Consider the following 23842-nt stretch of genomic DNA (forward strand, 5'->3'; position numbering starts at 1 on the left):
TGAGCCGGCCCTCATGCCGGCGGTGACAAGAAATTATCACGCGAAATGCGTGAGGACTGTGTGTGGTTTTTGTGGAGAAATGTGGGACCGACTATTTTCCACCATCACCCAAGCTACCACTCACCCGGTAGGAGCAGCCTTGTGCTGCGAAGAGGCCATTGCAGCACAAGGTGATATTTAGCCCTTCCGGCCTCTTCGCAGCACAAGGCTGCTCCTACAGGTGTTGGGCCCGCTGCCGGGAGTGGGTAACCGAGCTGAAGGTTAGAAGCGCATGTCCAGTGCCAGTTCGAAGGTGCGCGGCGGCCCCATGTAGTACTGGCTGTTGTAGGCCTGCTTGGCATATACCTCATCGGTCAGGTTGCGCACCCGCCCGGTCAGCGTGGTGTGTTCATCCAGCCGGTAGCGGGCGAACGCGCCGAACAGGGTGTAGGCCGGGGCCTTGAGGCTGTTGGCGTTGTCGGCATACACCGAGCCCACGTAGCGCCCGTCCGCGCCCACCGACCATGCCGGCGACAGGCTGTAGGTCAGCCACAGGTTGGCGACGTTGGCCGGCACGTTGGTCGGCGCATTACCCTTGCGTGACACCGATTTGCCGTTGACCGCCTCGTTGAACTCATCGTACTGCGCATCGACATAGGCATAGTTGGCCTCGGCCAGCAGTTTCGGCGTTACCTGCAAGCGCCCGGACAGTTCGACGCCGCGTGAGGTCTGCTGCCCGGCCTGGACTGTGAGGTTGGCGTCGTTCGAGTCGCGCACGGCAAAGTCCTTGCGCACGATCTGGTACAGCGCCAGCGTGGCCGCACCGCGCCCGTCGAGGAAGTCGAACTTGCTGCCCACTTCCCACTGCTCGCCCTTGGACAGGTCGAACAGCCCGACGTTGGAGTAGGTCGCCGCTGCCAGCGAACCGGCCGGTAAATCGGCCGAAGAGCTGTACTGCACGTACACGCTGGCCGAAGGTGTCAACGCATAGGTCAGGCCGATGCGCCCGGACAGCGGTTCCCAGCGTCGTTCGAAATAGGCTGGCGAGGTGGGCGTTACCGCGCCGTAGTTGGTCACTTCCATGTCCAGGTAGTCGTAGCGCAGGGCGGTCAGCAGGGCCAGGCGCTCGGTCAGCTGCAAGCGGTTTTCGGCGAACACTGCGCGGTTGATGACCTCGTGGTGGCGTTGCTTGGTCAGGCCGGCATTCACCCCGGGGATGTCATCGAAGCTGCCGGGGTCGAACTGCTCGGCGTCGACCACGTCGCTCCAGCTGCTGGAGGTGGGGTAGAGGGTCTGGCGCATGCGCGAGTACTCCAGCCCCAGCGACCATTGGCTGGCCAGGCCGAGCAGCTGGTTATCGTGGCGCAGCTCGATGCGGTCGCCCAGCAGGTTCTGGTCGTGGCGCTGCAGGTAAGGGCTGCTGCGCTGCACCTTGCCATCGCTGGTATAGGCGTAGCGTTCAAGGTTGCGGTAATCGCGCTGGGCGTTGTAGTGGTACAGGGTGTTCTGCACGCTGGTGCTGTCGCTAATCTGGTAGTCGAGGATCGAGCGTAGCCAGCGCACCCGTTGCTCATAGCGGCCGTCGGCTACGTTGTAGTTTTCGAAGCGGCGGCTGTTGTCGATCTTCATCGTGCTGCGCCCGGGCAGGATCGGTGAGCCCCAGTAGGGGCTGTCTTCGCGGTCTTCCTGATACTCCAGCGCCAGGGTGTGGGTGAGGTTGGGTGCCAGGTCGCTGAGCAGCGAAAAGGCCAGGCTGTCGGTGTGCCGTTCGTTGCGGTCGACGAAGCCGTTGCCATGCCCGCGGCTGAAGTCCAGACGCGCGAAATGGCGGGCATCGGCGGGGTTGCTGGCCAGCGCCTGGTTGATACCGAATGCCACCTCGCTGTCGTCGAAACTGCCATAGCGGATACGCCCGTCAATGATCTGCTGGTCGCGGCTGGCGAGCTTGGTGATGTAGTTGATCGAACCACCCACTGCGCCCGCGCCATGCAGGAACGAAGATGGCCCACCAATCAGCTCGACGCGGTCGAGTACCCAGGCGTCCACTGGCCGTGTGGCGCTGCTGTAGCCCAGGTTGATGCCGTTGTACAACTGGGTGACCTGGTTCTGGGTAAAGCCGCGATAGGCGACGAAGCCGCCAAAGCCTGGGTTGGCGGAGGCGTTGACACCGGTCATGGCGTTGATCACGTCCTGGCTGTCTTTGGCGCCGCGTTCTTCGATCAGGCGGCGGTCCGAGACGCTGACCGAGGCGGGCGTTTCCCGCGCGGTCAGGCCAAGGCGCGAACCGGTCCGGATCGGCTCGTCCAGCTGCACGCCGCTGGCGGCGTCGCGTTCGCCGTCGATGGTGGTGGCGCCGAGTTCGACAGGGGCGGTTTCAGCGCAGGCAAAGCTGCAGGTGCCCATGAGGAGCACCAGGGAGGTCTTGCGAAGCATGTTTGTGTGTCTTCCACGCAAAGGTCATGGCTGACGGCGAACGCGCGCAAAGGCGCGCCCGGCTGAAGTCAGGCGAAATGAAGTACGGCTGCGGGGGAGACGGCGGGGGAGGCGCGGGGGTTGAGGGCGGGGCGTTGGTAGCGCGGCGGCGGTTGTGCCCAGCTGCGCACCACGATGGGCGAGGTGGCCACGACTTGCGCCGGTGTGAACGACCAGCCGCCGCTGCTGAGCGGTACGGCCAGGCCAAACGAGGAGCACACCGGGCAGTCGAGCTGGGCCATGTGCTGGTCACCGCCGGCACCGTCCAGGTCGATGGCCACGCCGTGTTCGCTGTTGACCGAGCAGAAGCCGCCTTCAAGGCCGGCCAGGCGCAGGCCACCCATCTGGCCATGGTGCATGCCGCACAGCAACAGGCTGAACAGGACGCTGGCATAGAGCGTCCAGGCAGTCAGCGTGCGAGTGTGCCGGGTGGTTTTCATGGCGGCGAATCTACCACCCTGATGAACGGTCGGGTAGTGCTTTTACTGCAAGTTTCCGGGGCGCAGAGCGCCCCCCGTTCTGTCAGGCCGCCCGCTCCAGCGCATCCAGCAAATCGACAAACTCCATCGCCAGCTTGTGCCGTGGCGCCAGGTGCACCAACGGCACTGACGCCTGGTGCGATTCACGCATCTTGATCGAATTGCTCAGGTACACCGGCAGCACCGGCAGGCCTTCGCTGCACAACTGGTCGACCAGGGTCTGGTGCAGGGCGGTGCGCCCGGCGAACTGGTTGACCACCACACCTTCTACCTGCAACGCCGGGTTGTGGTCCTGGCGCAGTTCCTCGACCTCGGCCATGACACTGTGCAGGGCCTGACGCGAGAAGCTGTCGCAGTCGAACGGGATCAGCAGGCGCTCTGCCGCAACAAGCGCGCTGAAGGTGTAGAAATTGAGGGCCGGCGGGGTGTCGATGTAGATCCGCTCGTAATCCTCGCCCAGTTCCACTAGCAACTTGCGCAGCTTGTTGATCTTGAACTTGCTCTCCAGCTTGCTTTGCAGGTCGCTGAGGTCGGGGCTGGCGGTGACCAGGTGCAGGTTGCTGTAGCGGGTTTCGGTGATCGCCACCCGGTGCTTCTTGCCGGCCGCCGTGACCGGTGACAGGGTCTGGCGGAAGAAATCGGCGATGCCGGCAGGAATGGCGTCGTTGACCAGGCCGGTCAGGTAGTAAGTGGCATTGGCCTGCGGGTCGAGGTCGACCAGCAAGGTCCGATACCCCTCGGCGGCACTGGCAGCGGCGAGGTTGCAGGCGATGCTGGACTTGCCGACGCCACCTTTTTGATTGAAAACCACACGACGCATGAGACGCTCATCCATGAAATGAAAATGTCAGGTTGAGGTCAATCCTATGACCGGAACACGACAGTTTTATGACAAAGATTGTTACAACAATCACTTTCATCGTTGGCTGTACCTGCGCAGAGGCCGGTTCAGGCAATAGCTACCCGGTTACGCCCCTCCTGCTTGGCCTGGTAAAGCGCCCGGTCCGCCTCGCTCAATGCTTCCACGGGCCCGCTGCCAGCCTCGCCATCCCAGCGTGCCACCCCCAGCGAAACCGTCACCGCGCCCACCGGCTGCACGGGCGTATCCTGCACCGTGACCCGCAGCCGCTCGGCCACCACGGCGGCCACGTCCAGGCTGGCCCCCGGCAGCAGCATCAAGAATTCCTCGCCGCCGGTGCGGCACAGCAGGTCGCCCTCGCGGCAGCAGCGGCGCATCAGCTCTGCCAGGCGGCGCAGTACCTGGTCGCCGACCTCGTGCCCATGGTTGTCATTGACCTGTTTGAAATGGTCGATGTCCAGCACGATGGCGGCAAAGGCCCGGCCTTCGGCTTCCAGCAATGACAGGCTGAATTCCAGGCTGCGGCGGTTGCCCAGGCCGGTCAGCGGGTCGGTCTGGGCGTCGCGGTTGAGCCGGCCGATGCGCTCCTGCAGCAGGTTCAGCCCGATCAACAGGGCGCGCTTGAGTTCGGCTGCCTCGAAGTACCAGGCCCGCACGCGATGCAAGCGCTCGGCGGTGCCAGCACGGTCCATCGCTCGGGCACCGGCAGCCAGTTGCCACAGCGGCCGGGCGATGGTCATGGCCAGCCACCACAGCAGCAGGCAGCCCACCAGCGCCAGGGGCGCAGAAGTGCCCACCACGCTGAGGATCAGGTGGTTCAGTGGCATCACCGTCTGCGTCAGCGGTTGCTGCGCCACCACCCCCCAGCCGGCGCTGGGCACAGTGGCAAACCCGGCGAGCATTTCCACACCCTGGCTGTTGGTCAGTTGCCGGGTACCGTTGTTTAGGGTCGCCAGCTGGTCGATCAGCGCATTGCCCTCCACCACTGTGCCGACCCGTTCGCTATCGGGGTGATACAGCAGGCGGCGGTTGCGGTCGACCACATACAGGTACGAACCGTCCTTGTAGAAATGTTCGCCCAGCAAGCTGTTGAGGATGTTGCGTTCACGCAGGTACAGGCTGCCACCGACATACCCCATGTAGCGACCGTTGCTGTCGAAAACGGGTTGCGACAGCGCCACCACCAGGTTGTCGGCCGCCGAAAGGTAGGGTGTGGAAACCAGCGGGCGGCGTTCTTGCAATGCTTCCTGAGCGCCGGGCGACTGTACGTGGCTGCCGACCAGGTGCCGTAGCGGGGCAGGGGATACTGCCAGCAGCACGCCGTTGGCATCGATCACGAAGGTGGAGTTGAAGGCCATGCTCTGGCTCAATACACGGTCGGTCTCCACCAGCAGCGCAGCGGCATCGCCCAGCTGCCGGCCTTGTACGCCGGCGCTGAAGGCCAACTGCTGCTGGGCGTTGCCGATGAAGGTTTCGGTGATGCTGGCCAGCTTCATCGCATACACCCGGTTTGCTTCCAGGGCGTGGTCGATCAGCAGCTGGCGCTGCACCCGGTAGCTGGCGAAATAGCTGGCGCACAGCATGACCAGGGCGGTGAGGGCGCAGAGCACCAGAATGAGTGTGCGTAGATCCAGGCGCAATCCGTGCTTGGCGTGTGGCAATCCTGACCTCGGGTGATTGAAAGTAGCGACGACCTTTCGCGCTAGGGGGGATGGGGCGCCGTGTTCAGGAACCAGGCCTGTCCAGTGCGTTCAGCTCGTCTTCCACCTGCTGCATGCGCCGCTCCACCAGCGCTTGCACCTTGACGTCGCGGGCGGTTTCGCGCATCAGCGCGGTGAGTTTTTCGCTCAGGCGCTTGCCGGCTTCGGTGTCTTCCAGCGCCCTGGCCTTGGCGGGGTCCTGGGTGGCGGCAACGATGGTGGCAAATTCGGCGTCGCTGAAGTTCTTTTCGCTGTACAGCCTGAACAGGTCCTGGCGCTGGTCCTCGACGGTCAGGTACTTGCGCAGTACATCCTGGATGGTGGCCTGCGACAGCTGCGGGTGAGTGCGGCCCAGCAGCGTGGCCATGCGCTCGATGTTATGGGTGTAGGCATCCTGCAGCGGCAACTGGGCGAGGATCTGATCTTCGCGGGAGGGCTTCTGGTCGCAGGCGGTGAGGGCGGCAGTCAGCAGCAGGGGCAACAGCAACTTCTGGAAGCGAGGCATGGCGTGGCCTGGTCGGGCAGTGAAGACTGCCGATTATACCGATGTCCGCCTGGCCACGACGAGCTTTGTGATTTGCCTTGAACGGCGCGCTGAGGTAGAACCGTGCCCTCCAACCACTGCCAGCAGCCCCATGCCGAACTGGACCCTGCAACCTGTGGCGCGCGTCGCCATTGCCGAAGTCGTGGCGTTTGTCGATAACGCTCGCCGCGAGATGTTCCCGATGCTTGCGAAGGCGCCATTGCCGCACGACCTTGCGCATTTTGCCGACACCTACCTGGACGGCGCGGGATGCTTTCTTGAGGCCCGTGATGACGGGCGGCTGGTCGCGGTGATCGGCTACGTGCCCTATGACCACCGCTTTGCCCAGCTTGATTATCACGCTGAGCGGGTAGTCGAAGTGGTACGCCTGTTCGTGCTGCCGGCCTACCGCCGGCATGGCCTGGCTGCCGCGTTGTTCGGCGCGTTGCGCGAGCGGGCGGAGCAGGCAGGCATCGGCTGCCTGTATTTGCATACGCATCCGTTTCTGCCGGGTGCAATTGCGTTCTGGGAGCGGCAAGGGTTCGCGGTGGTGGATGTGGAGCAAGACCCGGTCTGGCAGACCACGCACATGCACTTGCGATTGCCCTGACCTGTGGGAAATCGCCTACAACGGAGCTTTTGGCGTCATCGACGCGTTCATTTCAAAACCGGCCCGGCTTGCTTACCTTCCCCTGTGCACGGCTTGCTCACTGCACCCGAGGGAGACTCACGATGCCATACATGGCCCTGTACAAACTCAAGCTGCTGGACGAATTTGAAGAGCGTATTGACCGGTGGACCTTTGCGGATTTTGAAAAAAGGCTGATAGAACTGTGGCGGGGGGCGACCTACCATGACGCCAAGGGCATCATCAATGCGGCGCACAAGGAACGCCGTTGGCCGAGGGTGGTGAAGCGGTATCTGCTGACCAATTACAAGGTTTTTGGCAACGTCAGTTCAGAGCTGGAACGGGCGTTGGCCGAGGTGCTGGTCGCGATGAATGAACAGGAGCGGATGGAGTGGGGGTTGTTGCCTGCGGGTAGCTCGCTCGCATGATGGAGCCTGGGTGGCTCCTACAGGCGTCGCGCAGTCCGGGCTTTTCGCGATCCCTGTAGGAGCGGCCTTGCGTTGCGATGGGCTGCAAAGCAGCCCCAGGCTCCATCAGGCAACTCGGTCTATCAGAACCCCCCGGACAACGGCCACTCCACCGCCAACCGTATCTGGTCCCCGTCCAGCTCAGCCTGCGCCGTGTTCCCACGGTGCACGTTATGCCTCACCGAGAACGTCGTCCCCTTGGCCTTGCCGCTCTGCACCACATACCGCGCCTCCAGGTCGCGCTCCCAATGCTTGCCACCCTTGCCATACCCCAGGTACGCATACCCGCCATTGGGGTCGACATGCGTGCCGTCGATATCGAACCCCCGCACATATAACGCCGTCAGGTTCAACCCCGGCACCCCATAGGCCCCCATGTTCAGGTCATAGCGTGCCTGCCAGGACTTCTCGTTCGGTGCGTTGAAGTCCGACATCTGCACGGCGTTGGCAATGAAGATTGCCCCTCGCGTCACGTAGTCGAACGGGGTGTTGCCGTCGACCTGCTGCCAGCCAAGGCTGAAACCGTGCGGCCCCTGGCTGTAGCGCGAGACCAGGCTCCAGGTGGTGTTGTCGATGCGCCCGGACAGCGCCTTGCCAGTGTCTGTGGTGCGGTACAGGTTGAGGTCCAGGCTGATGCTGCGTCGGTCATCCAGCGCATGGCTGAGGGTACTGCCCAGGTAGTGCTGGTTCCAGCTGTCTTCGTAGCGCGAGGTGTACAGGCTGCCGCTGAAGGCTGCGCCGGGGTTCCACACTACGCCGGCCAGGTCGAAAATGTTGCCCTGTTTGCCGTTGGAGTAGTTCACCACGAAGCCCTGGTCGTGGCTGGAGGCATTGCGGTCGGTGCTTTCGTTGAAGTGCCCGGCCAGCAGCTTGAGCGTGTCGAACTCGTTGCTGGTGAGGAAGAACCCTGTAGCGGTCTCGGGCAGCAGGCGGCTGTCGGAAGAGCTGAATACCGGGGTCTTGACCCGTTGCTCGCCATAGGAGAGCACGGTATTGGACGCCCGCAACTTCAGCGCTGCCCCTGCACGGCTGTATTCGTTTTTCGGGTGCCCATCGTTATCCACCCCCAGCAGGCGCGCTTTGCCCGTCCGCCCGCCGCCACTGTCGAGTTGCACGCCCAGATAGGCATGGGCATCGACGCCAATACCGATCAGGCCTTGGGTGAAGCCGGACTGAAATGTCCCCATCAAACCGTAGGCCCATTCCTCAGCCTTGCCATTACGTTCGCTGCGCGGTTTGTAGGCATTGCGCGCGGCACTGTTGCGCCCACCGTGCTTGTAGTCGCGTTGGTCGAATACGCTGCGGTTGAGCATGTTCCAGCTGCTGTCTTCGACAAAACCGTTGCTTTGCGACTGGGCGGCGTCGGCCAGGGCAAAGGTCGACAACCCCAGCAACGGCAGCGCCAACAACAGCCGGTTCATCGCGCGGCCTCAAGCTTCTGCAACTGGGCCGCGAAGCGGGCTTGCGCCCGTGCAGGCAGGCTGGCTGGCAATCCGGCAGCCGGCGCATCACCCACCTGGATCAGCATTACCATGCCCATCGCCAGGTGCGGAATGCATTGGATGCCGTATACGCCCGGCACGCTGAAGGTCTGCTCGAACGGCTGGTTCAACTTGCTCTTGAAGGGCTCGGCCCCGGTCGGTAGCAGGCCGGTCACGCTGGCTGCATTGTGCCCGCTCTGGGTGGGCAGAAAGCGCACCGTGTCGCCGGGGGCAATGCGCAGGTGGTCCGGCTCGTACACCATGGCGCCCTCGCTGCCGCGGTTGAGCATTTTCACTTCATGCACCTCGGCCAGTGCGGCGGGGGCAAGCAGGGCGCTGGCAAGCAGCAGGGCGACAGGGCGCAACAGCATCAGTAGAACTTCCTGGTTCAGGGGGCGCGAAAACGCAGGATGCGGGCGCCATCGAAGGGATCGGTGAGGTAACGTGCATGCACGCCGAAGGTGCACAGCAGGCGCTCTGGCGTGAGGACTTCGAACGGTTTGCCGAGGGCGACCAGGCGGCCGTTGTCCAGCACCGCGACGCGGTCGCAGGTGAGTGCCTGGTTGAGGTCGTGCAAGGCCACCAGCGTGGTCACCGGCAAGGCTTGAACCTGCTGCAGCAGGCTTAGCTGGTGCTGAATGTCCAGGTGGTTGGTCGGCTCGTCCAGCAACAGTACCTGTGGCCGTTGCGCCAAGGCGCGGGCGATGTGCACGCGCTGGCGCTCGCCACCCGACAGCGAACCCCACAGGCGTGTGCGCAGGTGCAGGGCGTCGAGGTCAGCCAGGGCCTGCTCGACGATGGCACGGTCCTCTCCAGAGAACGGTGCCAGTGCCGACAACCAAGGCGTACGGCCCAGGGCAACGGCATCGAACACACTGATCGCATCGAGGGTGTCAGCCTGTTGCTCAACCAGCGCCAGGGCCTGTGCAACACGGCGGCGGGGCAGCTGTGCCAGCGGTTCGCCCAGCAGTTGCACGCTGCCGCTGGCCGGCTTGCGCAGCCCGGCCAGCAGCTTGAGCAGTGAGGATTTGCCGGAGCCGTTGGGGCCGACAATGCCCAGGGTTTCACCTGCCACAACGTGCAGGTCGATATCGCGCAGCACGGTATTGCCGGCCAGTTGCAGCCCCAGGCCCTGGCAGCTCAGTGGCGCAAGCTGTGCAGCGATCATGACCGTCATGAGTGCCCTCGGCGGCTGACCAGAATCAACGCGAACACCGGTGCACCGATCAGTGCGGTTACCACGCCCACGGGAATCACCTGGCCTGTAATCAAGGTGCGCGAAAGTACGTCGGCGGCAATCAGGAACAGTGCGCCGCCCAGTGCGCTGGCGGGCAACAGGCGGCTGTGCCCGGGGCCGAGCAGCAGGCGCAGGGCATGCGGGATTACCAGCCCGACAAAGCCGATGGCGCCGACGATGGACACCATCACCGCCGTGACCAGTGCCGTGCAACTGATCAGCAGTAACTGGGTGCGCCGCACCGGGATGCCCAGCGATGCAGCCGAATCGGCGCCGAAGGTGAAGGCGTCCAGCGCGCGGCGGTGCAACAGGCACACCACCAGGCCGAACAGCGCCACCGGCACAGCCAGCCACACGGAAGGCCAACGCACGCCGCTGAGATTGCCCAGTAGCCAGAACAGGATGCCGCGTGCCTGTTCGGCGGTGGCCGACTTGGTGATGAGAAAAGCGGTGAGGGCGGTGAACAGTTGCGAGCCGGCGATGCCGGCGAGGATTACCTGCGCGTTGTTGCTGCCTGGGCCGGCCGCGCGGGCCAGTAGCAGCACCAGGGCGAACGCAGCCAACGCACCGATGAAGGCGCCACCGGACATGCTCAGCGCCAGGCTACCGAGGCCCAGCAGGCCGACCAGCACTGCACCGGTCGAGGCGCCGGCCGACAAGCCCAGCAGGTACGGCTCGGCCAGCGGGTTGCGCAGCAGCGCCTGGAGAACCACACCGCAGGTGGCCAGGCCGGCACCGCAGGCTGCCGCGACCAGGGTACGGGTCAGGCGGTAATTCCAGACGATGCCGGCGTCGATCGGGTCAACCGGGTAGCCGGCCTGCCACAGGTGGTTGGCCAGCACCTGGCCGACCACGCTGGGTGACAGGTTGGTCTCACCGATGGCAGTGCCGGCCAGCAAGGCGGCCAACAGTGCCGCCAAGGCGATTGCGATGCAGGGTAACAGGCGAATCATCACTGGGCCGCTTTACCGCTGGCGAAGGCTGCCGACAAGGTTTGCAGGCCACGGAACAGGCGGATGCCGGCCTGCATGGCGTCGGCGTCGAGGACGATGATGCGGTTGTGCTTCACCGCGTCCATGTTGCGGGTTACCGGGTCGTTGCGCAGGAATTCCAGCTTTTTCTGGTAGTCGTCGGCGGGGAAGCGGCGGCGGTCCATGCGAGCGATGATCAGCCAGGTGGGGTTGGCCTTGGCCAGGGTTTCCCAGCCTACGGTCGGCCACTCCTCGGTGGACTCGACCACATTTCGCACGCCCAACGTGCGCAGCATGAAGTCAGCGACCCCTTGACGGCCCGCCACGTAAGGGTCGATGTCGAGGTCGGCGCTGGAGAACCAGAACAGTGCCGAAGTGGTGGACAGGTCCTTGCCGGCCAGTTGTGCCTTGGCGCTGTCCAGGCGGCCTTTCAGCTCGGCGTTCAACGCAGTGCCTCGGTCCTGCACATCAAAGATCTCGGCCAGCTGGCTGACGCTCTTGTAGATGCTGCTGACCTGAAACGCCTGCAGGCGGGTGCCGTCGGCGCCGACCAGGTTGTCCTTGCCTTCGCAGTCCGAAGGCAGCAGGTAGGTGGGGATCTTCAGTTCATCGAACTGCTCGCGGGTGCCGACCACACCCTGGGCGCCGACCATCCATTCGAACTGCACCGTCACCAGTTGCGGGCGCTTGCCGACCACGGCCTCGAAGCTGGGGTCATTGTCGGCCAGGCGCGGCACCTTGTCGTTCTGCGCCTGGTACTCGGGCAGCACGTTGTTGAACCACAGCGAGGTGCCCGCCAGCTTGTCGCCAAGCCCGAGTGCGTAGAGCATCTCGGTGCCTGCCTGGCCGATGGTGACGGCGCGCTGCGGCGCCTGGGCGAAGGTTTGCGGTTTGCCGCAGTTCTCGACCGTCAGCGGGTAGTGGGTGGCAGCGGCCTGGGCCAGGCCAGTGAGGCCAAGGCCGGCGAGCAGGGTGGCGAAACGGGGCAGCATGCTGGGCGATCTCCTATCGGACAGTTCGGGTGAGGAACGCACGGACAGGCATCGCCGAGCCCCGCTGATGGCAGGGGCAACACTGATGGCCAATCCCGGACACCCCGCCGGTTGGTAAATGTAGGCCGGCAGGTCTCCTGACTGGTGCGTCATGGCCCGGCTCCGGCCTTCCCGGGCGCGTGGCCCAGTGGCATCGATGGAGCAGGCTCGGCACCTACAGTTGCGGGGGCAGTTCCGTTTGGCCCGTATTGACGGCCCTGGGATTCCCTATTAATTCCGTGGTGGAAACCGGCGGCCCGCATGGTAGACCATCGCGCCGCCGGGTGAAAACGCTTTTCAGAAGTACTTCAGCCAGGTGATGTCGCGGCGGCGCGCTTTCAGGCGGGCGAACCCGCGCACCGGCAGGTACAGCGAAACCGCCAGCGCCGCTGCGCCCAGCCACACCGCCGTGATGCCGTCGAAGCCGAAATAGTCGCCATGATTGAGGCCGAACAGCGCCACGCAGGCCAGGTACAGCAGTTTCAGCACGTACAGGTGCAACAGGTAGAAGAACATCGGTGCTGCGCCAAACACTGCCAGCGCGCTGATCCACCGGGCCTGGCCGGCGCGCTCGAAGGCGCGCAGCAACAGCAGGCCGCAGCCCAGGGTCAGGGCCAGGAACAGCAGTGACGGCGGGTATTTGGTGATGTTGAAGAAGCTCATCACGGTTTGGGTGAGGGTCGGGTAACCGCTCCACGGCGCCTCGCCATAGCCGTTGAACAGGCGCAACAGGACAAAGCCCAGCAACGCAGTCAGCCCAGCCAGCAGCAGGCGCTGCTGGCGTTGGCCGGCTGTGCTGCCACGGGCGAACCAGGGGCCCAGGCCATAGCCCAGGGCGATGACGCCGATCCATGGCAGCACCGGGTAAGACGTGCGCAGGCGCAGGTTTTCGGAGAATTCAAGCCAGCCACGGTCGTGCAGGATGGCCCATGGCACGTGCAGGGCGGACTCCACGCCAAAGTGCAGGCCGTCGAGCAGGTTGTGACCGGCAATGATGACTGCGCCCAGGGCGAGCAGGGCCGCACGTGGCAGCCATACCAGCAGCGACAGGGCGATCATGCTGACGCCGATGGCCCAGATGACTTGCAGGTAGATGACGCTGGGGGGCAGTTGGAAGGTCCAGGCGAAGTTGACCAGAGTGAACTCCAGCACCACCAGGAACAACCCGCGCTTGAACAGAAACGCCGAGACATCGCCACGGCCCTGGTGTTTTTCGCCATACAGCCAGGCCGACAGGCCGGTCAGCAGGACGAACACTGGCGCGCACAGGTGGGCCAGGGTGCGGCTGAAGAACAGCGAAGGCTCTGTGGCGTCGATGGTCATCGGGTCGCTGACCTGTCGGTGCAGGAAGAACGTTTCGCGGACATGGTCCAGAAGCATGAACAGAATCACCAAGCCGCGCAGGGCATCGATGCTCTGCAGGCGCTGGGTGATCAGGGAGGGCGTGGCGCTGGCGCTTGTCATGGAGGGTCGCTGATAGGAATGAATGTCATGTGAAACGTTATCTTATAACTAATTTATGAGAGGTTGGTAGAGTTTTTGTGTTGCCTGGGCCGGCCTCTTCGCAGCGCTAGGCTGCTCCTACCGGTCGGTGGTGACTTGTAGGAGCAGCCTTGTGCTGCGAAGAGGCCGTTACAGGCAACCCAGTTCAGAAGGTGTAATCCACCGTCGCAAAGTACGACCGCGGCATCCCCATCAACCACTGCTGCCCACTGAAGGCCGACTGCACATACTCACGATCAAACAGGTTGTTCAACTGCAAGCCCAACTTCACATCCGGCAGCACCTGCCAGGCGATGTTGGCATCGACCACGGTGTACCCGGGGGCGCTCTGGGTATTGGCGGTATCGGCATAACGCTCATCTACGTAGCGCGCACCAATGCCGGCCTCTACCTGCTGGCCGAAGCCTTTGCTCAACCACAGGTTGGCGGTACGCCGTGGCACGTTGGCCGGCCGGTTGCCAGCACGGTCCTGCGCCACGCCGCCGACCATCTCGTCGAAGTCGTCATACGTGGCGCGCACCAGCGACGCGTTGGCCGACACCTGCCACTGATGCGCCAGGGCCAGTTCCAGGGTGGCCTCAAGTCCATCGGACGCCTGCTGCCCAGCCTGCTGCTTTTCGTGGGTGATCGGGTCGTCCACCAGCAGTTTCTTCTTGACGATGTGGTAGGCGGCAAGCGTCCATTCGCCACGGCCGTCCCAGAAGCGCTGCTTGAGGCCTACCTCGGTCTGCTTCGCCTCGGTCAGGTCATAGTGCATCTGGGTGGGGCTGAGGCTGATGAGGTTGTTGACCCCCTCCTGGCTAGTGGAGTACTGCCCGTACAGCGACAGGTCGTCGTTGACGGCGAACACCAGCCCGGCGCGCCAGTTGCCACCTTGCAGGCTGCGGTCGCTGCGGCTGTCGTTGGTCAGGTTGGTGCGGTCGATGTGGTTCTGGTCGCGGCGCACGCCGGTGACCAGCGACAGCCGGTCGCTCAGCTGCAGGCGGTTCTCGGCGAACAGGGCGAAGGTTTGGGTGCTGGACAAGGTTTGCGGGCGCAGCGGCGAGGCGCTGTGGAACCAGCCCGGTTCTGGTTGCCACGGGTCGATGTAGTCGCCGCCCACATCGTTGTAGGGCGCATTGCTGTCGACGTTGAAGCGGACCTTGTTGTATTCCGCGCCGATCACGGTCTTGCTGGCCAGGCCGAACACGCTGTGGTCAAAGGTGAAGGTCTGGCGGTCGCCGAACTGTTCCTGGTTGTGCTTGATTTCCAGGTAGCTGCCGCGCTGCAATTGCTGGCGCTCGGCGTCCCAGCCGTAGTCTTCGGCGTTGCGCCAGTGGCGGCGGCTCTTGATGTAGTACAGCTGGTTGCTGGCGCTGATGTGGTCGTTCAACGTCCAGTCGGTGGTCAGCCGGGTCCACTCATCGACGTAGTGCTGCACGTCGTTCTGCACGTTGTAGTTTTTCTTGCGCAGGCTGCTGCGGTAGTGCCCGTCGATCAGCGGGGTGCCATAGTAGTTGGCAGGCTCTGCATCGCCACGGTCGTGAGCAAGGGTGAAGCTGAGGTCGTCACTGGCATCGAAACGCAGCGCGGCACTCAGGGCCAGGCTGCGCGAAGTGGTGCGGTCGACCCAGCCGTTGCCGGCCTGCTGGTTGAGGGTGAGGCGATAGCTCAGGCGCTCGCTGAGGCTGCCGCCGCTGTCCAGGCCCAGCTGCTGGCGGTCCCACGAGCCGTAGCCCAGGCGCAGGTGGTTGCGCACCTCACCGGCAAACGGTTTTTTCGGGATCACGTTGATCACCGCGCCGGTGGCGCCTTCGCCATGCAGTACCGAAGCCGGGCCGCGAATCACATCGATGCGTTCGACCATCCACGGGTCGACAGGGAACGTCTGGGTGCCGGCACCGGTGTAGAGGCGGGCGCCGTCGAACAGGGTCATCACCGAGCTGTGGCCGGCAAAGCCGCGGGCGGACAGGCCGGTGCCGCCGTCGCCCGGTGAGCCGACGAAGGTGATGCCCGGCGACCGCGTTACCGCATCCTGCACGGTGAGGTTGTTGCGCTGCTGGATCTGCTCGGCGCTGATGCTGCTGGTGCTGGCCGGTGTTTCCAGGGCGCTGAGGCCAAGGCGCGAGCCTGCCGGGGTTGGCGTGGCCAGGTCGATCGCGCGGCTGTCGAGGATGTCGGTGATGGCCGTGGAGGGCAAGGCCAGGGGCTGCGGGTCACGGTCATCGGCCAGGACCGGCAGGGCGACGGCCAGGCAGGCCGCCAGGGGGTGAAGCTTGAACTTACGGGACATGTCGTTCCACTGCTGCAGGAATGAATGGATCCCGGTGGAAAACACGCAAAGGCGAACCATGCAGGCAGGCGCGCGCACGGATTCCGGCCTGCGCCCGCCCACCGCGGGTTGCCAAGTGACGCTCCAGGCCGGTCTCCGGGCTTGCGAGGGGCATGACACCTTCACCTTCCCATGCATGTGCACAGTGGTATCTCGAAGGGGTCGCTCGCTTACCGTTGCGGGGGCAGCGCCGGACTTGTCGTGGGTACCACGACGCACCGGCTTCCCGTTTCACCCTGCGCGCGGCGGCGAAGGGCACCTGAAACTGGCGCGCATATGACCACTGAAATGCTGGGGCGTCAAATGTTGGCGTGCCATGAATACTGCGATAAAACACGAGGTTGCGCGCTTTTAATGACTTTTTTTCGAACTTTTCAGCTGGCGTTTGTCTCGAACCGCACGTTCGTCTTTCGTTATCAAGTCATGGAGACTTTACGCATGCCTGCTCGTCATCTGTTGCGCCACACCTGCCTGCTCGCCCTGATCGCCGCACCGCTGGCCGCCACCGCCGCACCCAGCACTGACCCGCTGTTCACCATCGGGCTGCAGGGCGCCTACGACAAGTTCAAGTTCGAAGGTGGCAGTGAAAGCGACAAGGAACACATGGGCCAAGGCGGCGTGTTCGCCACCTTCGGCAACAAGCTGACAGCCGAATCCGGGTTCATCTACCAGCTCGGCGCCGAAGCCAAATTCGGCAAGAAGAACGACAACAAGCTCAAGGAGGCCCAGGCCGACCTTGACCTTGGCTGGCGTGCGGCGCTGGACGCTCGCAACTTTGTCGACGTGACCGTGGGCGGCGGTTACAGCTGGTCGCGCTTCGAGCCGGAAATCAACGACCTCGATACCAAGCTCACCGTGAAATCGCCCTTCGCCAAGGCGGCATTGGGCTACAACCATCAGTTCGACGCCTCGACCTTGCGCGTGGAAGTTGGGGCACGCCACACCCTGGACGGCCGCGCGCGGCTGAAGGTTGACGACTTTGGTAGCGACACGGTCGACCTGAAAGACCGCACCAACCCGTATGCCGAAGTGACGTTGCTGATGAACCAGCAGGGCGGTATGCCGGTGCAGGCGGGGGTTTATTACACCCGCACCGAATACAAGCTGGATGAAGACTCTCCAGCAGCAGACAACACCAAGCTCAAGCGTGACGAGTTTGGGGTGAAGGTGGGCCTGGCCTTCTGAAACTGAGCGTTTAGCATGCCCGACCTCTTCGCGGGTTCACCCGCGAAGAGGACTAACCTGCGAGAAAAGATCAGCGCCCGCGACGCCGTGACACCCGTGCCTCGATATTCTTGCGTCCGATCAGCAGTGGCGGCTTCTCCACCACCGGCTCATCCGCCAGCCACTTGTACATCACCAGGCAGTCCACCAGCCCCAGGCGGGCATGGCGATAAGCCTTGGGCAAGCGCCCGACCGTTTCGAAGCCCAGCTTGTGCCACAGTGCCACCGCGACTTCATTGCTGGCCACTACCGAGTTGAACTGCAAGGCCAGAAAGCCCTCTTGGCGTGCCAGCTTCTGCGAGTGCTCGCACATCAGGCGCGCCACGCCCCGGCCACGTGCCTGTTCGCACACCATGTAGCCGCAGTTGCCCACGTGCCCGCCAGGCCCGGCGGCATTGGCCTTCAGGTAATAAGAACCCAGCAGCTCGCCATCCTCTTCGGCCAGCAGCGTGTGCAATGGCAGCTCCAGCCACAGCTGGCGTGCCTGGTCGAAGCTCAGGGCTGGGTCGAATGCGTAGGTTTCACAGGCCTGGACGATGGCCTGGAAGGTGGGCCAGAAGCGCTCGAAGTCTTCGGCTGTCATGGGGCGAATGTGGATCATGCGGGTTCCTGCAAGGGCTGGGCCGCCAAGTCTGTGGGGCGCGGCGCCGTCGCGCAAGGGCGACGACGCCGTTTGTACCTAGCCGTTGGCTTTGCCCACCGCATCCATGGCCCGCGCCGAGTACACCAGCGCCGCACCGGCGTTCATCGCCACCGCCACGCCGAGGGCTTCGGCAATTTCCTCGCGGGTGGCACCGTGCTTGACCGCCTGCTGCGAATGCACGGCGATGCAGCCGTCGCAACGGGTGGTCACGGCCACGGCCAGTGAGATCAGCTCACGCGTCTTGGCGTCGAGGTGGTTGGTCTTGGCTCCCGCGCCACTGGCGGTCATGTATCCGGCCACGGTGTCCGGGGAGAGTTGCTTGAGATCGCCGATGCCGGCCATCAACTGCTTACGGTAGGCGTCCCAGTCCATCATGCTCATCGTCTTCACCTTGGGGTGGTTGCGAGTGGAGCTTTCAGGCTAGTCGAAGAGTGGCGAGAGCGAGGCTTGTACTTTGGTGGGTGTGCAGCAGTACTTGTGAGGGCAACTGTCTTTCACCATCACTCATGCGCCGCAGCACCTTGCAGGAGCAGCCTTGCGCTGCGAAGAGGCCAGTAAGGCTAAAGATTTTCTTCAGCTGCAATGGCCTCTTCGCAGCGCAAGGCTGCTCCTACAGACGGGAGCGCGCTGAGCATTCAGATGTAGATGAACACCAGCACCAGCGCCGCAACCACTGCCCACTTTTCCAGGTAGTAGCGCATGCGGTTGCGCTTCTTCAGCGCCTTGCCGCGTTCACGAATCTTGTAGATGCGGGTGAACAAGCGGTTGATACCGCCGGTCTTGTCGCCGTCACCGTTAGGCGCGGCGGCAGCGGCCATGACGTTGCGGCTGAACCAGCGGTTGAACGCAGTTGCCCAGCGGTACTTGAGCGGGCGCTCGACGTCACAGAACAGGATGATGCGGTTGTGCTCGGTGGTGTTTGCCGCATAGTGGATGTAGGTTTCGTCGAAGATCACACCCTCGCCATCGCGCCACGAATACTTCTCGCCATCCACGTCGATGTAACAACCGTCGTCGTTGGGCGTGTCCAGGCCCAGGTGATAGCGGTACGAGCCGGCATACGGGTCACGGTGGCGCACCAGCTTGGCGCCCGGTGGCAGGGTGGCGAACATGGCGGCCTTGACCGTGCCGATGCTTTGCAGCAGCTCGGTGGTGCGGGGGCACAGGGCCATCGCCGATGGGTGGCTTTCGCCATACCACTTCAGGTAGAAGCGCTTCCACCCGGTCTTGAAGAACGAATTGAAACCGACGTCATCGTAATTGTCGGACTTCTTGATTTCGCCCACGTGCAGCAACTGGCGGCCTTCCTCGCGGATTTCCTGCCAGTGGTCCTGCAGCGGCTTCAGTTCGGGGAAGGCTTCGACCGGCAAGTAAGGCTTGGCCGGGAGCTTGGAAAACAGGTACAGGAAACTGTTGACCGGGGCCAGGAAGCTGGAGTGGTCGCCCAGCTGGCGGGTCAACTTGTGGCGAACCCGACCGCGCAGGTGCACGTAGGCAATCGAGAGGGCGAAGATAAGTACGAGTGCAATTTTCATGGACGTTTACTTGTCGAAAAATGGCCATGCGCCATGGCATAAGCCCGCCAGCATAAACAATCATGGGGGTAGTTTGTACTTATTGTTACGAAACGCCGGGGCGACATTGGTGTAATGCCCTACAGTCTTGCGCAAACGTTTCACGTCATGGAGTTGGTATGGTTCAGGATATACGCCCCAGCGGTAGCCCGTTCAAACGGCTGTTTTTCGCCTTGCCGGTCAGCGATGCCCAGCGCCGGGCCTTGGCCCAGTGGCGGCGTGGGCTGGCCCTGCGCAGCGGCAAACCGGTGCCAGCGGCCAACTTCCACGTCACGCTGTTGTTCCTCGGCGATGTAGATACCGCGCAGGTGCCTGCGATCTGTGCGGCAATCGATCAACTGGCGCTGCCGGCCATGGCACCGCTGCTTTTGCTTGACCGCTTGCAGGTGTGGCAGCGGGCCGGCGCGCTGGTGCTGGAGCCACAGCAGACACCGCCAGCCCTGTTGCAACTGGTGTACGGCTTGCAGCAGGCACTGCTGCCGTTGGGGGTGGAGGTGGCCAACCGTGAGTATCGGCCACACTTGACCTTGTCCAGGGATTACCGCGGGCAACCACCCGAGGCCAGCTGCGCGCCGGAGTTCTACCTCGCGGCTCGCCATTTCACGCTCTACGAGTCGCGCAAGGGCGCTTACCGGCCCTTGGCGCAGTGGCCGCTGGCAGATTGACCCGCGGTCAGAGTTGCGGGGTGTACTTGACCGTCAGCATGAAGTTGCGTGGCTCGCCATAGTTGTTGCTGCCATTGAGCTGGTTGAAGCCTGCAACCCAGTACTTCTTGTCGAACAGGTTGTCGGCGTTGACGGCAAGGTTCAGGTCGGGGGTTAGCTGGTAGGCCAGGCGTGCGCTCCAGACGGTATAGCCAGGCACGGTGTAGGTACGCTCGTAGCCGAGGGTGTGGCTCTGGGTGGTGAAGCCCAGGCCGGTGCTCCAGCGCTGGCCGTCCAGTGGCAGGGTGTAATCGGCCCATGCACGCAGCATGTGCTTGGGTGTCCACTGGCTGAAGGTGCGGCCTTTGTCGTCAGGGTCATCGAGGAACTTGGTGGTGTTGTAGGTGTAGCCTGCGAACAGTTGCAGGCCACTCAGCACTTCGCCGCTGATTTCGGCTTCGACGCCTTGGCTGCGCACCTTGCCCGCTGCGGTGGAGCAGTACCAGTCATCGCAGGCGAAGCCGGATGCTACGTCGGTGACGGCGCGGTTTTCCTGGTCGTAGCGGAACAATGCGATCGAGGCGTTGACCCGGCCGTCGAGCAGTTCGCCCTTGAGTCCCGTTTCGTAGTTGCTGCCGATCACCGGTTTGAGCGGCGTATTGCCCACGGCGCGTTCGGTTTGCGGTACGAACACGTCGGTGTAGCTGGCGTACCATGCCCATTCGCGGGTCAAGTCGTAGATAAAGCCTGCATAAGGGGTGACTTGGCCCGTTTCGGTCATGCGGCTGGTCGGGTAGCGGGTACCGGGGTCGGTCAGGCTGTCGAAGTCGATCGAGTCCCAGCTGTAGTCGAACCAGCTAACGCGCGAGCCAAGGACCAACGTCAGGTCCTGGGTGGGTTTGACGCGCCAGGCGCCGTACAGGCCTTTCTGGCGGATGTCGTAGCTGGCCCTGTTGGCACGTGCCAGTTCGCCCTCGAAGACGCTGTCGCGGCTGGGTTCCGGGCGGTCATGGTCGATGTCGAAGATGTTGCCGCCGGCATCGAAATTGCGCCAGTAGGCGTCATCCGAAGTCAGCTTCGAGTAGTTGCCGCCCACGGTGATTTCATGGGCCAGTGGGCCGGTATCGAAGTGGCCCACCACGTTCATGTCCAGGCCCAGCTTGGTCGAGTGAAAATCGGTGAGCCAGTCGGCGTAGGTGATGCCGCTGCCGTCAGGCGCAACGCCCTGGCGGGTGCTCTGCACGCGCTGGTGGGTGGATGTGTTGGTTTCATCCATGCGCACGGCTGCGGCCTTGAAGGTCCAGTCATCGTTGAAGCGGTGTTCAAGGTCCAGGTAGTACGTGGTGACGTCGGTTTCTGCGCGGCTCCAGCGGGCGCCGGTGTAAGTCGAACGCGGCAGGTCGACCGGTTTGCCACTGGCGTAGCGTGGGAGGCCGCGCAGCATCGGCCGGGACTGCTGGCGGTTGTAGCTGATACCGCCGCCCACCGTGGTCGCGTCGTTCAGGTCGATGTCCAGGGCGCCATACAACGAATGGCTTTTGCTCCAGACATAGTCGATGAAGCTGTCGCTTTGGTCTTCGTCAGCGACAAGCCGCCCGCGCACACGGCCGTCGGTCGTCAGCGGGCCGCCGGCATCCAGCTGCAGGCCATAGTGGTCCCAGGAGCCAGCTTTGCCTGTCAGCGTAACGGTCGGCGCCGTTTGGCCACGCTTGCGCACCAGGTTGATTGCGCCACCTGGGCTGCCGGTGCCTTGCAACAGGCCTGAAGCACCGCGCAGCACTTCAACCCGGTCGAAGAACACCAGGTCCTGGGTGGCCCAGTTGCCCAGCGAATAGTTGTTTCGCGGGATGGGCACACCGTCGTATTGCCAGTCATCAATCTGAAAACCACGCGAGGTCACGACCACGCCAGGGCCAATGCCCTGCGCGCCGACAATGCCCGTGGTGTGGTTAAGCGCGTCCTGCAAGTCGGTGATGCCCTGGTCATCCAGTTGCTTGCGCGTGATGACGGTGACCGACTGGGGAATCTCCTTGAGGGTGTGCGTGCCTTTGCCCAGGGTCACCGCGCGGGCGGCATAGGACCCGGTGCCTTCGCTGGTTGCGTCCACATAGTTGTCGGTGATGCTGGTGCTGCCCAGCTCCATGACGTCGCTGCCCAGGTTGCCGGGAGCCACACTGAAATGGCCCTCGGCGGAAACCCGCAACTGCAAGCCGCTACCGGCCAGCGCAGCTTGCATGGCCTGCTCGGCACTCATCTGGCCGACCACGGCAGGTGCCTGCTTGCCGCGCACCAGTGCTGGCTCCAGCGCGATGATGTGGCCGCTCTGGCTGGCGATGCGGTTGAGCGTGTGAGCCAGGCTGGCGGGTGGCAGGTCGAACACTTGGGTTTGCGCCTGGGCAAGCACGTTGAAGCTGGCCAGGGCAGCGACCAGGGGCAGGGCGCGGGGCAAGGGGTTGTACACGGATTACTCCCGAATGAAGTGGCTGTCAGGAGGTATGTGGGATGAGCAAAGAAAACTTGCCACGATTGCGAATGATTTTGATAAATATTTTGATCAAGCGGGTTTCAGGTCGATCAACATCAGCCACGGGCCATAGCGCTCCACGCTGATTGGCAGGGCCTCGGCCAACGCCTTGAACGCCTGCTGTGGCTGGTCCAGAGGAAATACGCCCTGCACTCGCAGATCGCGTGCCGCGGGGGCGAGCCGGATGTAGCCGCGCTGGTAGGGGCGCAGCGCGTCGACCACCACATGCAGAGGCTGGTCGAGGACCTCCAGGCGGCCCTCCAGCCATGCAGCTCGTTGCTGTTGCTCGCCTGTCAGCCGCTCGATGGTGTTGTTCCGTAGCAGGGCAGCCTGCCCTTGCTGCAGCTCCGCCCACTGCCCATCGGCGAGACTGGCGCGGACGCTGTGCTGCAGCACCACGACCCGTGTGGCGTCCTGCTCCTGGCTGACCAGAAACCGCGTCCCCAACGCCTGCACTTGCCCTTGCGCGGTGCGCACGCGCAAGGGGCGCAGCGGATCGCGCGCAACCTGGATCAGCAACTCGCCGTGACGCAGCACCAGAAGCCGCTGCCCGGCATCGAACTGCACGTCGACCGCACTGGCACTGTTCAGGCTCAGGCGGCTGCCGTCTGCCAAGGTAAAACTGCGCCGCTCGCCACTGCCCGTGTGCAAATCGGCCAGCCAGTCTTGGGTGGTGTCGCTGCGCCATCCACCCCACAGCGCCGCGCCGAACAGCCCCAGACTGGCCATGGCGCCAAGTACGTCACGCCGTGAGCGAGTAGGCTGCATCAGCAATCGGCGTGCCTCTGCTGCTTGGCCAGGGGCACGTTGATCCAGGGCGAGCAGCGCGGCGAACGGATGGCCAAGGCGTTGCTCCAGGCGGTTCCAGGCTTGTTGGTGAGCGGGGTCTTGCTGCAGCCACAACCTGACTCGTTGCAGCAGCGCCGGGTCAGGCGTAGCGGCCCTGAGCTCGACCATCCAGTCGATGGCTTGCTCGCTGACCCGGTCCAGGGCAGGTCTGCTCATGCCTGCACCTCGCACAGGTAACATTGGCGCAGCGCCTGTTTCATGTAGCGGCTGACAGAGCGTTCGCTGATCTGCAGCTTTGCCGCGATGTCGGCGTAGTGCATGCCGTCGAGCTGGCTGTAGAGGAAGGTGGCTTTCACGACTGCCGGCAAGCCGTCCAGTGCCTCATCGATGCTCACCAGGGCCTCGATCAGCAGCAGTTGCTCCTCGGCCGATGGCGCTACGGCCTCAGGCAACCGCGCCAGGTGTTCCAGGTAGGCCTGCTCGAGCTGGCGACGGCGATGGCGGTCGAAGATCAGCCGACGGGCGATGACTGTGAGGTAGGCGCGAGGCTGCTGAATGCTGTCCGGGTCGACCCGTGCGCCGAGCATCTGGCAGAACGTTTCGGCGGCTGTGTCCTCTGCGTCGGCGTGGTTGCGCAGGCGTTTCTGGATGTGCTGGAGCAACCAGCGATGGTGGTCGCTGAAGAAAAAGCCCAGTTTACGGGTCGATGTGCTGTCCAACGCCTGGCTTCCGGTTGTTAGTGTGAATCGTTCTCAATGGTAGCCGGGTCGTCTGATTTCCTGCAATGGGCCGGTTACAGAACC

22 protein-coding genes and 2 riboswitches are annotated in these 23842 nt (G+C 63.7%); of the genes, 4 read left to right on the plus strand and 18 right to left on the minus strand.

All coding sequences use genetic code 11. The annotated features are described in order from the left end of the window. Nucleotides 1-261: 261 nt before the first annotated feature. The 5 genes from MRBLPB4O_RS09610 to MRBLPB4O_RS09630 form a co-directional block, all read right to left on the minus strand. On the minus strand, nucleotides 262-2412 hold the full coding sequence (locus MRBLPB4O_RS09610) for a TonB-dependent receptor (protein WP_341798211.1): 2151 nt from the start codon (nucleotides 2410-2412) through the stop codon (nucleotides 262-264). Between the two features lie 68 nt (nucleotides 2413-2480). Then, nucleotides 2481-2891, minus strand: coding sequence for a DUF2946 family protein (locus MRBLPB4O_RS09615; RefSeq protein ID WP_341798212.1), 411 nt, complete (start codon nucleotides 2889-2891; stop codon nucleotides 2481-2483). Nucleotides 2892-2973: 82 nt separating this feature from the next. Next, nucleotides 2974-3750 carry a ParA family protein gene (locus MRBLPB4O_RS09620; protein WP_341798213.1) on the minus strand — a complete coding sequence of 259 codons (777 nt, stop codon included), beginning with the start codon at nucleotides 3748-3750 and terminating at the stop codon, nucleotides 2974-2976. A 128-nt stretch (nucleotides 3751-3878) separates the two neighbouring features. Further along, nucleotides 3879-5450, minus strand: coding sequence for a diguanylate cyclase (locus MRBLPB4O_RS09625; RefSeq protein ID WP_341798214.1), 1572 nt, complete (start codon nucleotides 5448-5450; stop codon nucleotides 3879-3881). A 64-nt stretch (nucleotides 5451-5514) separates the two neighbouring features. After that, nucleotides 5515-5994, minus strand: a complete 480-nt coding sequence (locus MRBLPB4O_RS09630; RefSeq protein WP_016500449.1) for a hypothetical protein — start codon at nucleotides 5992-5994, stop codon at nucleotides 5515-5517. Between the two features lie 130 nt (nucleotides 5995-6124). Between MRBLPB4O_RS09630 and MRBLPB4O_RS09635 the strand changes: the two genes are divergently transcribed. Further along, complete coding sequence (locus tag MRBLPB4O_RS09635) at nucleotides 6125-6622, plus strand: GNAT family N-acetyltransferase (protein WP_341798215.1); 498 nt, start codon at nucleotides 6125-6127, stop codon at nucleotides 6620-6622. A 131-nt stretch (nucleotides 6623-6753) separates the two neighbouring features. Then, nucleotides 6754-7068 carry a hypothetical protein gene (locus MRBLPB4O_RS09640; RefSeq protein ID WP_341798216.1) on the plus strand — a complete coding sequence of 105 codons (315 nt, stop codon included), beginning with the start codon at nucleotides 6754-6756 and terminating at the stop codon, nucleotides 7066-7068. Between the two features lie 122 nt (nucleotides 7069-7190). Here the strand turns inward: MRBLPB4O_RS09640 and MRBLPB4O_RS09645 are convergent, their stop codons facing one another. The 7 genes from MRBLPB4O_RS09645 to MRBLPB4O_RS09675 all read right to left on the minus strand — a co-directional run bounded on the left by MRBLPB4O_RS09645 (nucleotide 7191) and on the right by MRBLPB4O_RS09675 (nucleotide 15602). Continuing rightward, on the minus strand, nucleotides 7191-8528 hold the full coding sequence (locus MRBLPB4O_RS09645; protein ID WP_341798217.1) for an OprD family porin: 1338 nt from the start codon (nucleotides 8526-8528) through the stop codon (nucleotides 7191-7193). Further along, complete coding sequence (locus MRBLPB4O_RS09650) at nucleotides 8525-8959, minus strand: pseudoazurin (protein ID WP_341798218.1); 435 nt, start codon at nucleotides 8957-8959, stop codon at nucleotides 8525-8527. Before MRBLPB4O_RS09650 ends, MRBLPB4O_RS09645 begins: the two co-directional genes overlap by 4 nt. Nucleotides 8960-8976: 17 nt before the next feature. Next, the gene (locus tag MRBLPB4O_RS09655) at nucleotides 8977-9765 is read right to left on the minus strand and encodes an ABC transporter ATP-binding protein (RefSeq protein WP_341798219.1); all 789 of its coding nucleotides are present in this window, start codon (nucleotides 9763-9765) and stop codon (nucleotides 8977-8979) included. Next, nucleotides 9762-10778: an iron ABC transporter permease gene (locus MRBLPB4O_RS09660; RefSeq protein WP_016500443.1), complete on the minus strand. Its 1017-nt coding sequence runs from the start codon at nucleotides 10776-10778 to the stop codon at nucleotides 9762-9764. The genes MRBLPB4O_RS09655 and MRBLPB4O_RS09660 overlap by 4 nt, the downstream gene beginning before the upstream one ends. Continuing rightward, nucleotides 10778-11788 carry an ABC transporter substrate-binding protein gene (locus MRBLPB4O_RS09665; protein ID WP_063427039.1) on the minus strand — a complete coding sequence of 337 codons (1011 nt, stop codon included), beginning with the start codon at nucleotides 11786-11788 and terminating at the stop codon, nucleotides 10778-10780. Before MRBLPB4O_RS09665 ends, MRBLPB4O_RS09660 begins: the two co-directional genes overlap by 1 nt. Nucleotides 11789-11897: 109 nt before the next feature. After that, nucleotides 11898-12096, minus strand: a riboswitch (cobalamin riboswitch). A gap of 28 nt (nucleotides 12097-12124) precedes the next feature. Beyond that, nucleotides 12125-13291 (minus strand): DUF1624 domain-containing protein, encoded by a 1167-nt coding sequence (locus MRBLPB4O_RS09670; RefSeq protein ID WP_341798220.1) that lies wholly within the window; start codon nucleotides 13289-13291, stop codon nucleotides 12125-12127. A 184-nt stretch (nucleotides 13292-13475) separates the two neighbouring features. Further along, nucleotides 13476-15602 carry a TonB-dependent receptor gene (locus tag MRBLPB4O_RS09675; RefSeq protein ID WP_341798221.1) on the minus strand — a complete coding sequence of 709 codons (2127 nt, stop codon included), beginning with the start codon at nucleotides 15600-15602 and terminating at the stop codon, nucleotides 13476-13478. 108 nt (nucleotides 15603-15710) lie between these two features. Continuing rightward, nucleotides 15711-15919: riboswitch (cobalamin riboswitch) on the minus strand. 160 nt (nucleotides 15920-16079) lie between these two features. Here MRBLPB4O_RS09675 and MRBLPB4O_RS09680 point away from each other — a divergent pair. After that, nucleotides 16080-16826: an outer membrane beta-barrel protein gene (locus MRBLPB4O_RS09680; protein WP_341798222.1), complete on the plus strand. Its 747-nt coding sequence runs from the start codon at nucleotides 16080-16082 to the stop codon at nucleotides 16824-16826. A 70-nt stretch (nucleotides 16827-16896) separates the two neighbouring features. On the opposite strand, the gene MRBLPB4O_RS09685 is transcribed toward MRBLPB4O_RS09680, so the two are convergent. The 3 genes from MRBLPB4O_RS09685 to lpxO form a co-directional block, all read right to left on the minus strand. Next, nucleotides 16897-17466, minus strand: a complete 570-nt coding sequence (locus MRBLPB4O_RS09685) for a GNAT family N-acetyltransferase (RefSeq protein WP_138736766.1) — start codon at nucleotides 17464-17466, stop codon at nucleotides 16897-16899. 78 nt (nucleotides 17467-17544) lie between these two features. Then, complete coding sequence (locus tag MRBLPB4O_RS09690) at nucleotides 17545-17889, minus strand: carboxymuconolactone decarboxylase family protein (protein WP_027919898.1); 345 nt, start codon at nucleotides 17887-17889, stop codon at nucleotides 17545-17547. 254 nt (nucleotides 17890-18143) lie between these two features. Then, nucleotides 18144-19043 (minus strand): lipid A hydroxylase LpxO, encoded by a 900-nt coding sequence (gene lpxO, locus MRBLPB4O_RS09695; RefSeq protein WP_049275535.1) that lies wholly within the window; start codon nucleotides 19041-19043, stop codon nucleotides 18144-18146. Nucleotides 19044-19201: 158 nt separating this feature from the next. On the opposite strand from lpxO, the gene thpR reads away from it, so the two are divergent. After that, nucleotides 19202-19747: an RNA 2',3'-cyclic phosphodiesterase gene (thpR, locus tag MRBLPB4O_RS09700; protein WP_341798223.1), complete on the plus strand. Its 546-nt coding sequence runs from the start codon at nucleotides 19202-19204 to the stop codon at nucleotides 19745-19747. A 7-nt stretch (nucleotides 19748-19754) separates the two neighbouring features. Here thpR and MRBLPB4O_RS09705 read toward each other — a convergent pair whose 3' ends face one another. The 3 genes from MRBLPB4O_RS09705 to MRBLPB4O_RS09715 all read right to left on the minus strand — a co-directional run bounded on the left by MRBLPB4O_RS09705 (nucleotide 19755) and on the right by MRBLPB4O_RS09715 (nucleotide 23758). After that, nucleotides 19755-22187, minus strand: a complete 2433-nt coding sequence (locus MRBLPB4O_RS09705; protein ID WP_341798224.1) for a TonB-dependent siderophore receptor — start codon at nucleotides 22185-22187, stop codon at nucleotides 19755-19757. A gap of 93 nt (nucleotides 22188-22280) precedes the next feature. After that, on the minus strand, nucleotides 22281-23255 hold the full coding sequence (locus tag MRBLPB4O_RS09710) for a FecR family protein (RefSeq protein WP_341798225.1): 975 nt from the start codon (nucleotides 23253-23255) through the stop codon (nucleotides 22281-22283). After that, nucleotides 23252-23758 carry a sigma-70 family RNA polymerase sigma factor gene (locus tag MRBLPB4O_RS09715; protein WP_016500433.1) on the minus strand — a complete coding sequence of 169 codons (507 nt, stop codon included), beginning with the start codon at nucleotides 23756-23758 and terminating at the stop codon, nucleotides 23252-23254. The genes MRBLPB4O_RS09710 and MRBLPB4O_RS09715 overlap by 4 nt, the downstream gene beginning before the upstream one ends. Nucleotides 23759-23842 lie beyond the last annotated feature (84 nt).

The organism is Pseudomonas sp. LPB4.O (assembly GCF_038383825.1).
In the GTDB taxonomy this organism is placed as follows: Bacteria; Pseudomonadota; Gammaproteobacteria; order Pseudomonadales; family Pseudomonadaceae; genus Aquipseudomonas; species Aquipseudomonas putida.

Excerpts from the sequence above, each read along its gene's own strand:
- MRBLPB4O_RS09615 (WP_341798212.1), bottom strand. The coding sequence starts at position 2,891 with ATGAAAACCACCCGGCACACTCGCACGCTGACTGCCTGGACGCTCTAT.
- MRBLPB4O_RS09660 (WP_016500443.1), bottom strand. The coding sequence starts at position 10,778 with ATGATTCGCCTGTTACCCTGCATCGCAATCGCCTTGGCGGCACTGTTG.
- MRBLPB4O_RS09640 (WP_341798216.1), top strand. The coding sequence starts at position 6,754 with ATGGCCCTGTACAAACTCAAGCTGCTGGACGAATTTGAAGAGCGTATT.
- lpxO (WP_049275535.1), bottom strand. The coding sequence starts at position 19,043 with ATGAAAATTGCACTCGTACTTATCTTCGCCCTCTCGATTGCCTACGTG.
- MRBLPB4O_RS09670 (WP_341798220.1), bottom strand. The coding sequence starts at position 13,291 with ATGACAAGCGCCAGCGCCACGCCCTCCCTGATCACCCAGCGCCTGCAG.
- MRBLPB4O_RS09675 (WP_341798221.1), bottom strand. The coding sequence starts at position 15,602 with ATGTCCCGTAAGTTCAAGCTTCACCCCCTGGCGGCCTGCCTGGCCGTC.
- MRBLPB4O_RS09710 (WP_341798225.1), bottom strand. The coding sequence starts at position 23,255 with ATGAGCAGACCTGCCCTGGACCGGGTCAGCGAGCAAGCCATCGACTGG.
- MRBLPB4O_RS09665 (WP_063427039.1), bottom strand. The coding sequence starts at position 11,788 with ATGCTGCCCCGTTTCGCCACCCTGCTCGCCGGCCTTGGCCTCACTGGC.
- MRBLPB4O_RS09655 (WP_341798219.1), bottom strand. The coding sequence starts at position 9,765 with ATGACGGTCATGATCGCTGCACAGCTTGCGCCACTGAGCTGCCAGGGC.
- MRBLPB4O_RS09610 (WP_341798211.1), bottom strand. The coding sequence starts at position 2,412 with ATGCTTCGCAAGACCTCCCTGGTGCTCCTCATGGGCACCTGCAGCTTT.
- MRBLPB4O_RS09680 (WP_341798222.1), top strand. The coding sequence starts at position 16,080 with ATGCCTGCTCGTCATCTGTTGCGCCACACCTGCCTGCTCGCCCTGATC.
- MRBLPB4O_RS09635 (WP_341798215.1), top strand. The coding sequence starts at position 6,125 with ATGCCGAACTGGACCCTGCAACCTGTGGCGCGCGTCGCCATTGCCGAA.
- thpR (WP_341798223.1), top strand. The coding sequence starts at position 19,202 with ATGGTTCAGGATATACGCCCCAGCGGTAGCCCGTTCAAACGGCTGTTT.
- MRBLPB4O_RS09620 (WP_341798213.1), bottom strand. The coding sequence starts at position 3,750 with ATGCGTCGTGTGGTTTTCAATCAAAAAGGTGGCGTCGGCAAGTCCAGC.
- MRBLPB4O_RS09685 (WP_138736766.1), bottom strand. The coding sequence starts at position 17,466 with ATGATCCACATTCGCCCCATGACAGCCGAAGACTTCGAGCGCTTCTGG.
- MRBLPB4O_RS09645 (WP_341798217.1), bottom strand. The coding sequence starts at position 8,528 with ATGAACCGGCTGTTGTTGGCGCTGCCGTTGCTGGGGTTGTCGACCTTT.
- MRBLPB4O_RS09690 (WP_027919898.1), bottom strand. The coding sequence starts at position 17,889 with ATGAGCATGATGGACTGGGACGCCTACCGTAAGCAGTTGATGGCCGGC.
- MRBLPB4O_RS09630 (WP_016500449.1), bottom strand. The coding sequence starts at position 5,994 with ATGCCTCGCTTCCAGAAGTTGCTGTTGCCCCTGCTGCTGACTGCCGCC.
- MRBLPB4O_RS09650 (WP_341798218.1), bottom strand. The coding sequence starts at position 8,959 with ATGCTGTTGCGCCCTGTCGCCCTGCTGCTTGCCAGCGCCCTGCTTGCC.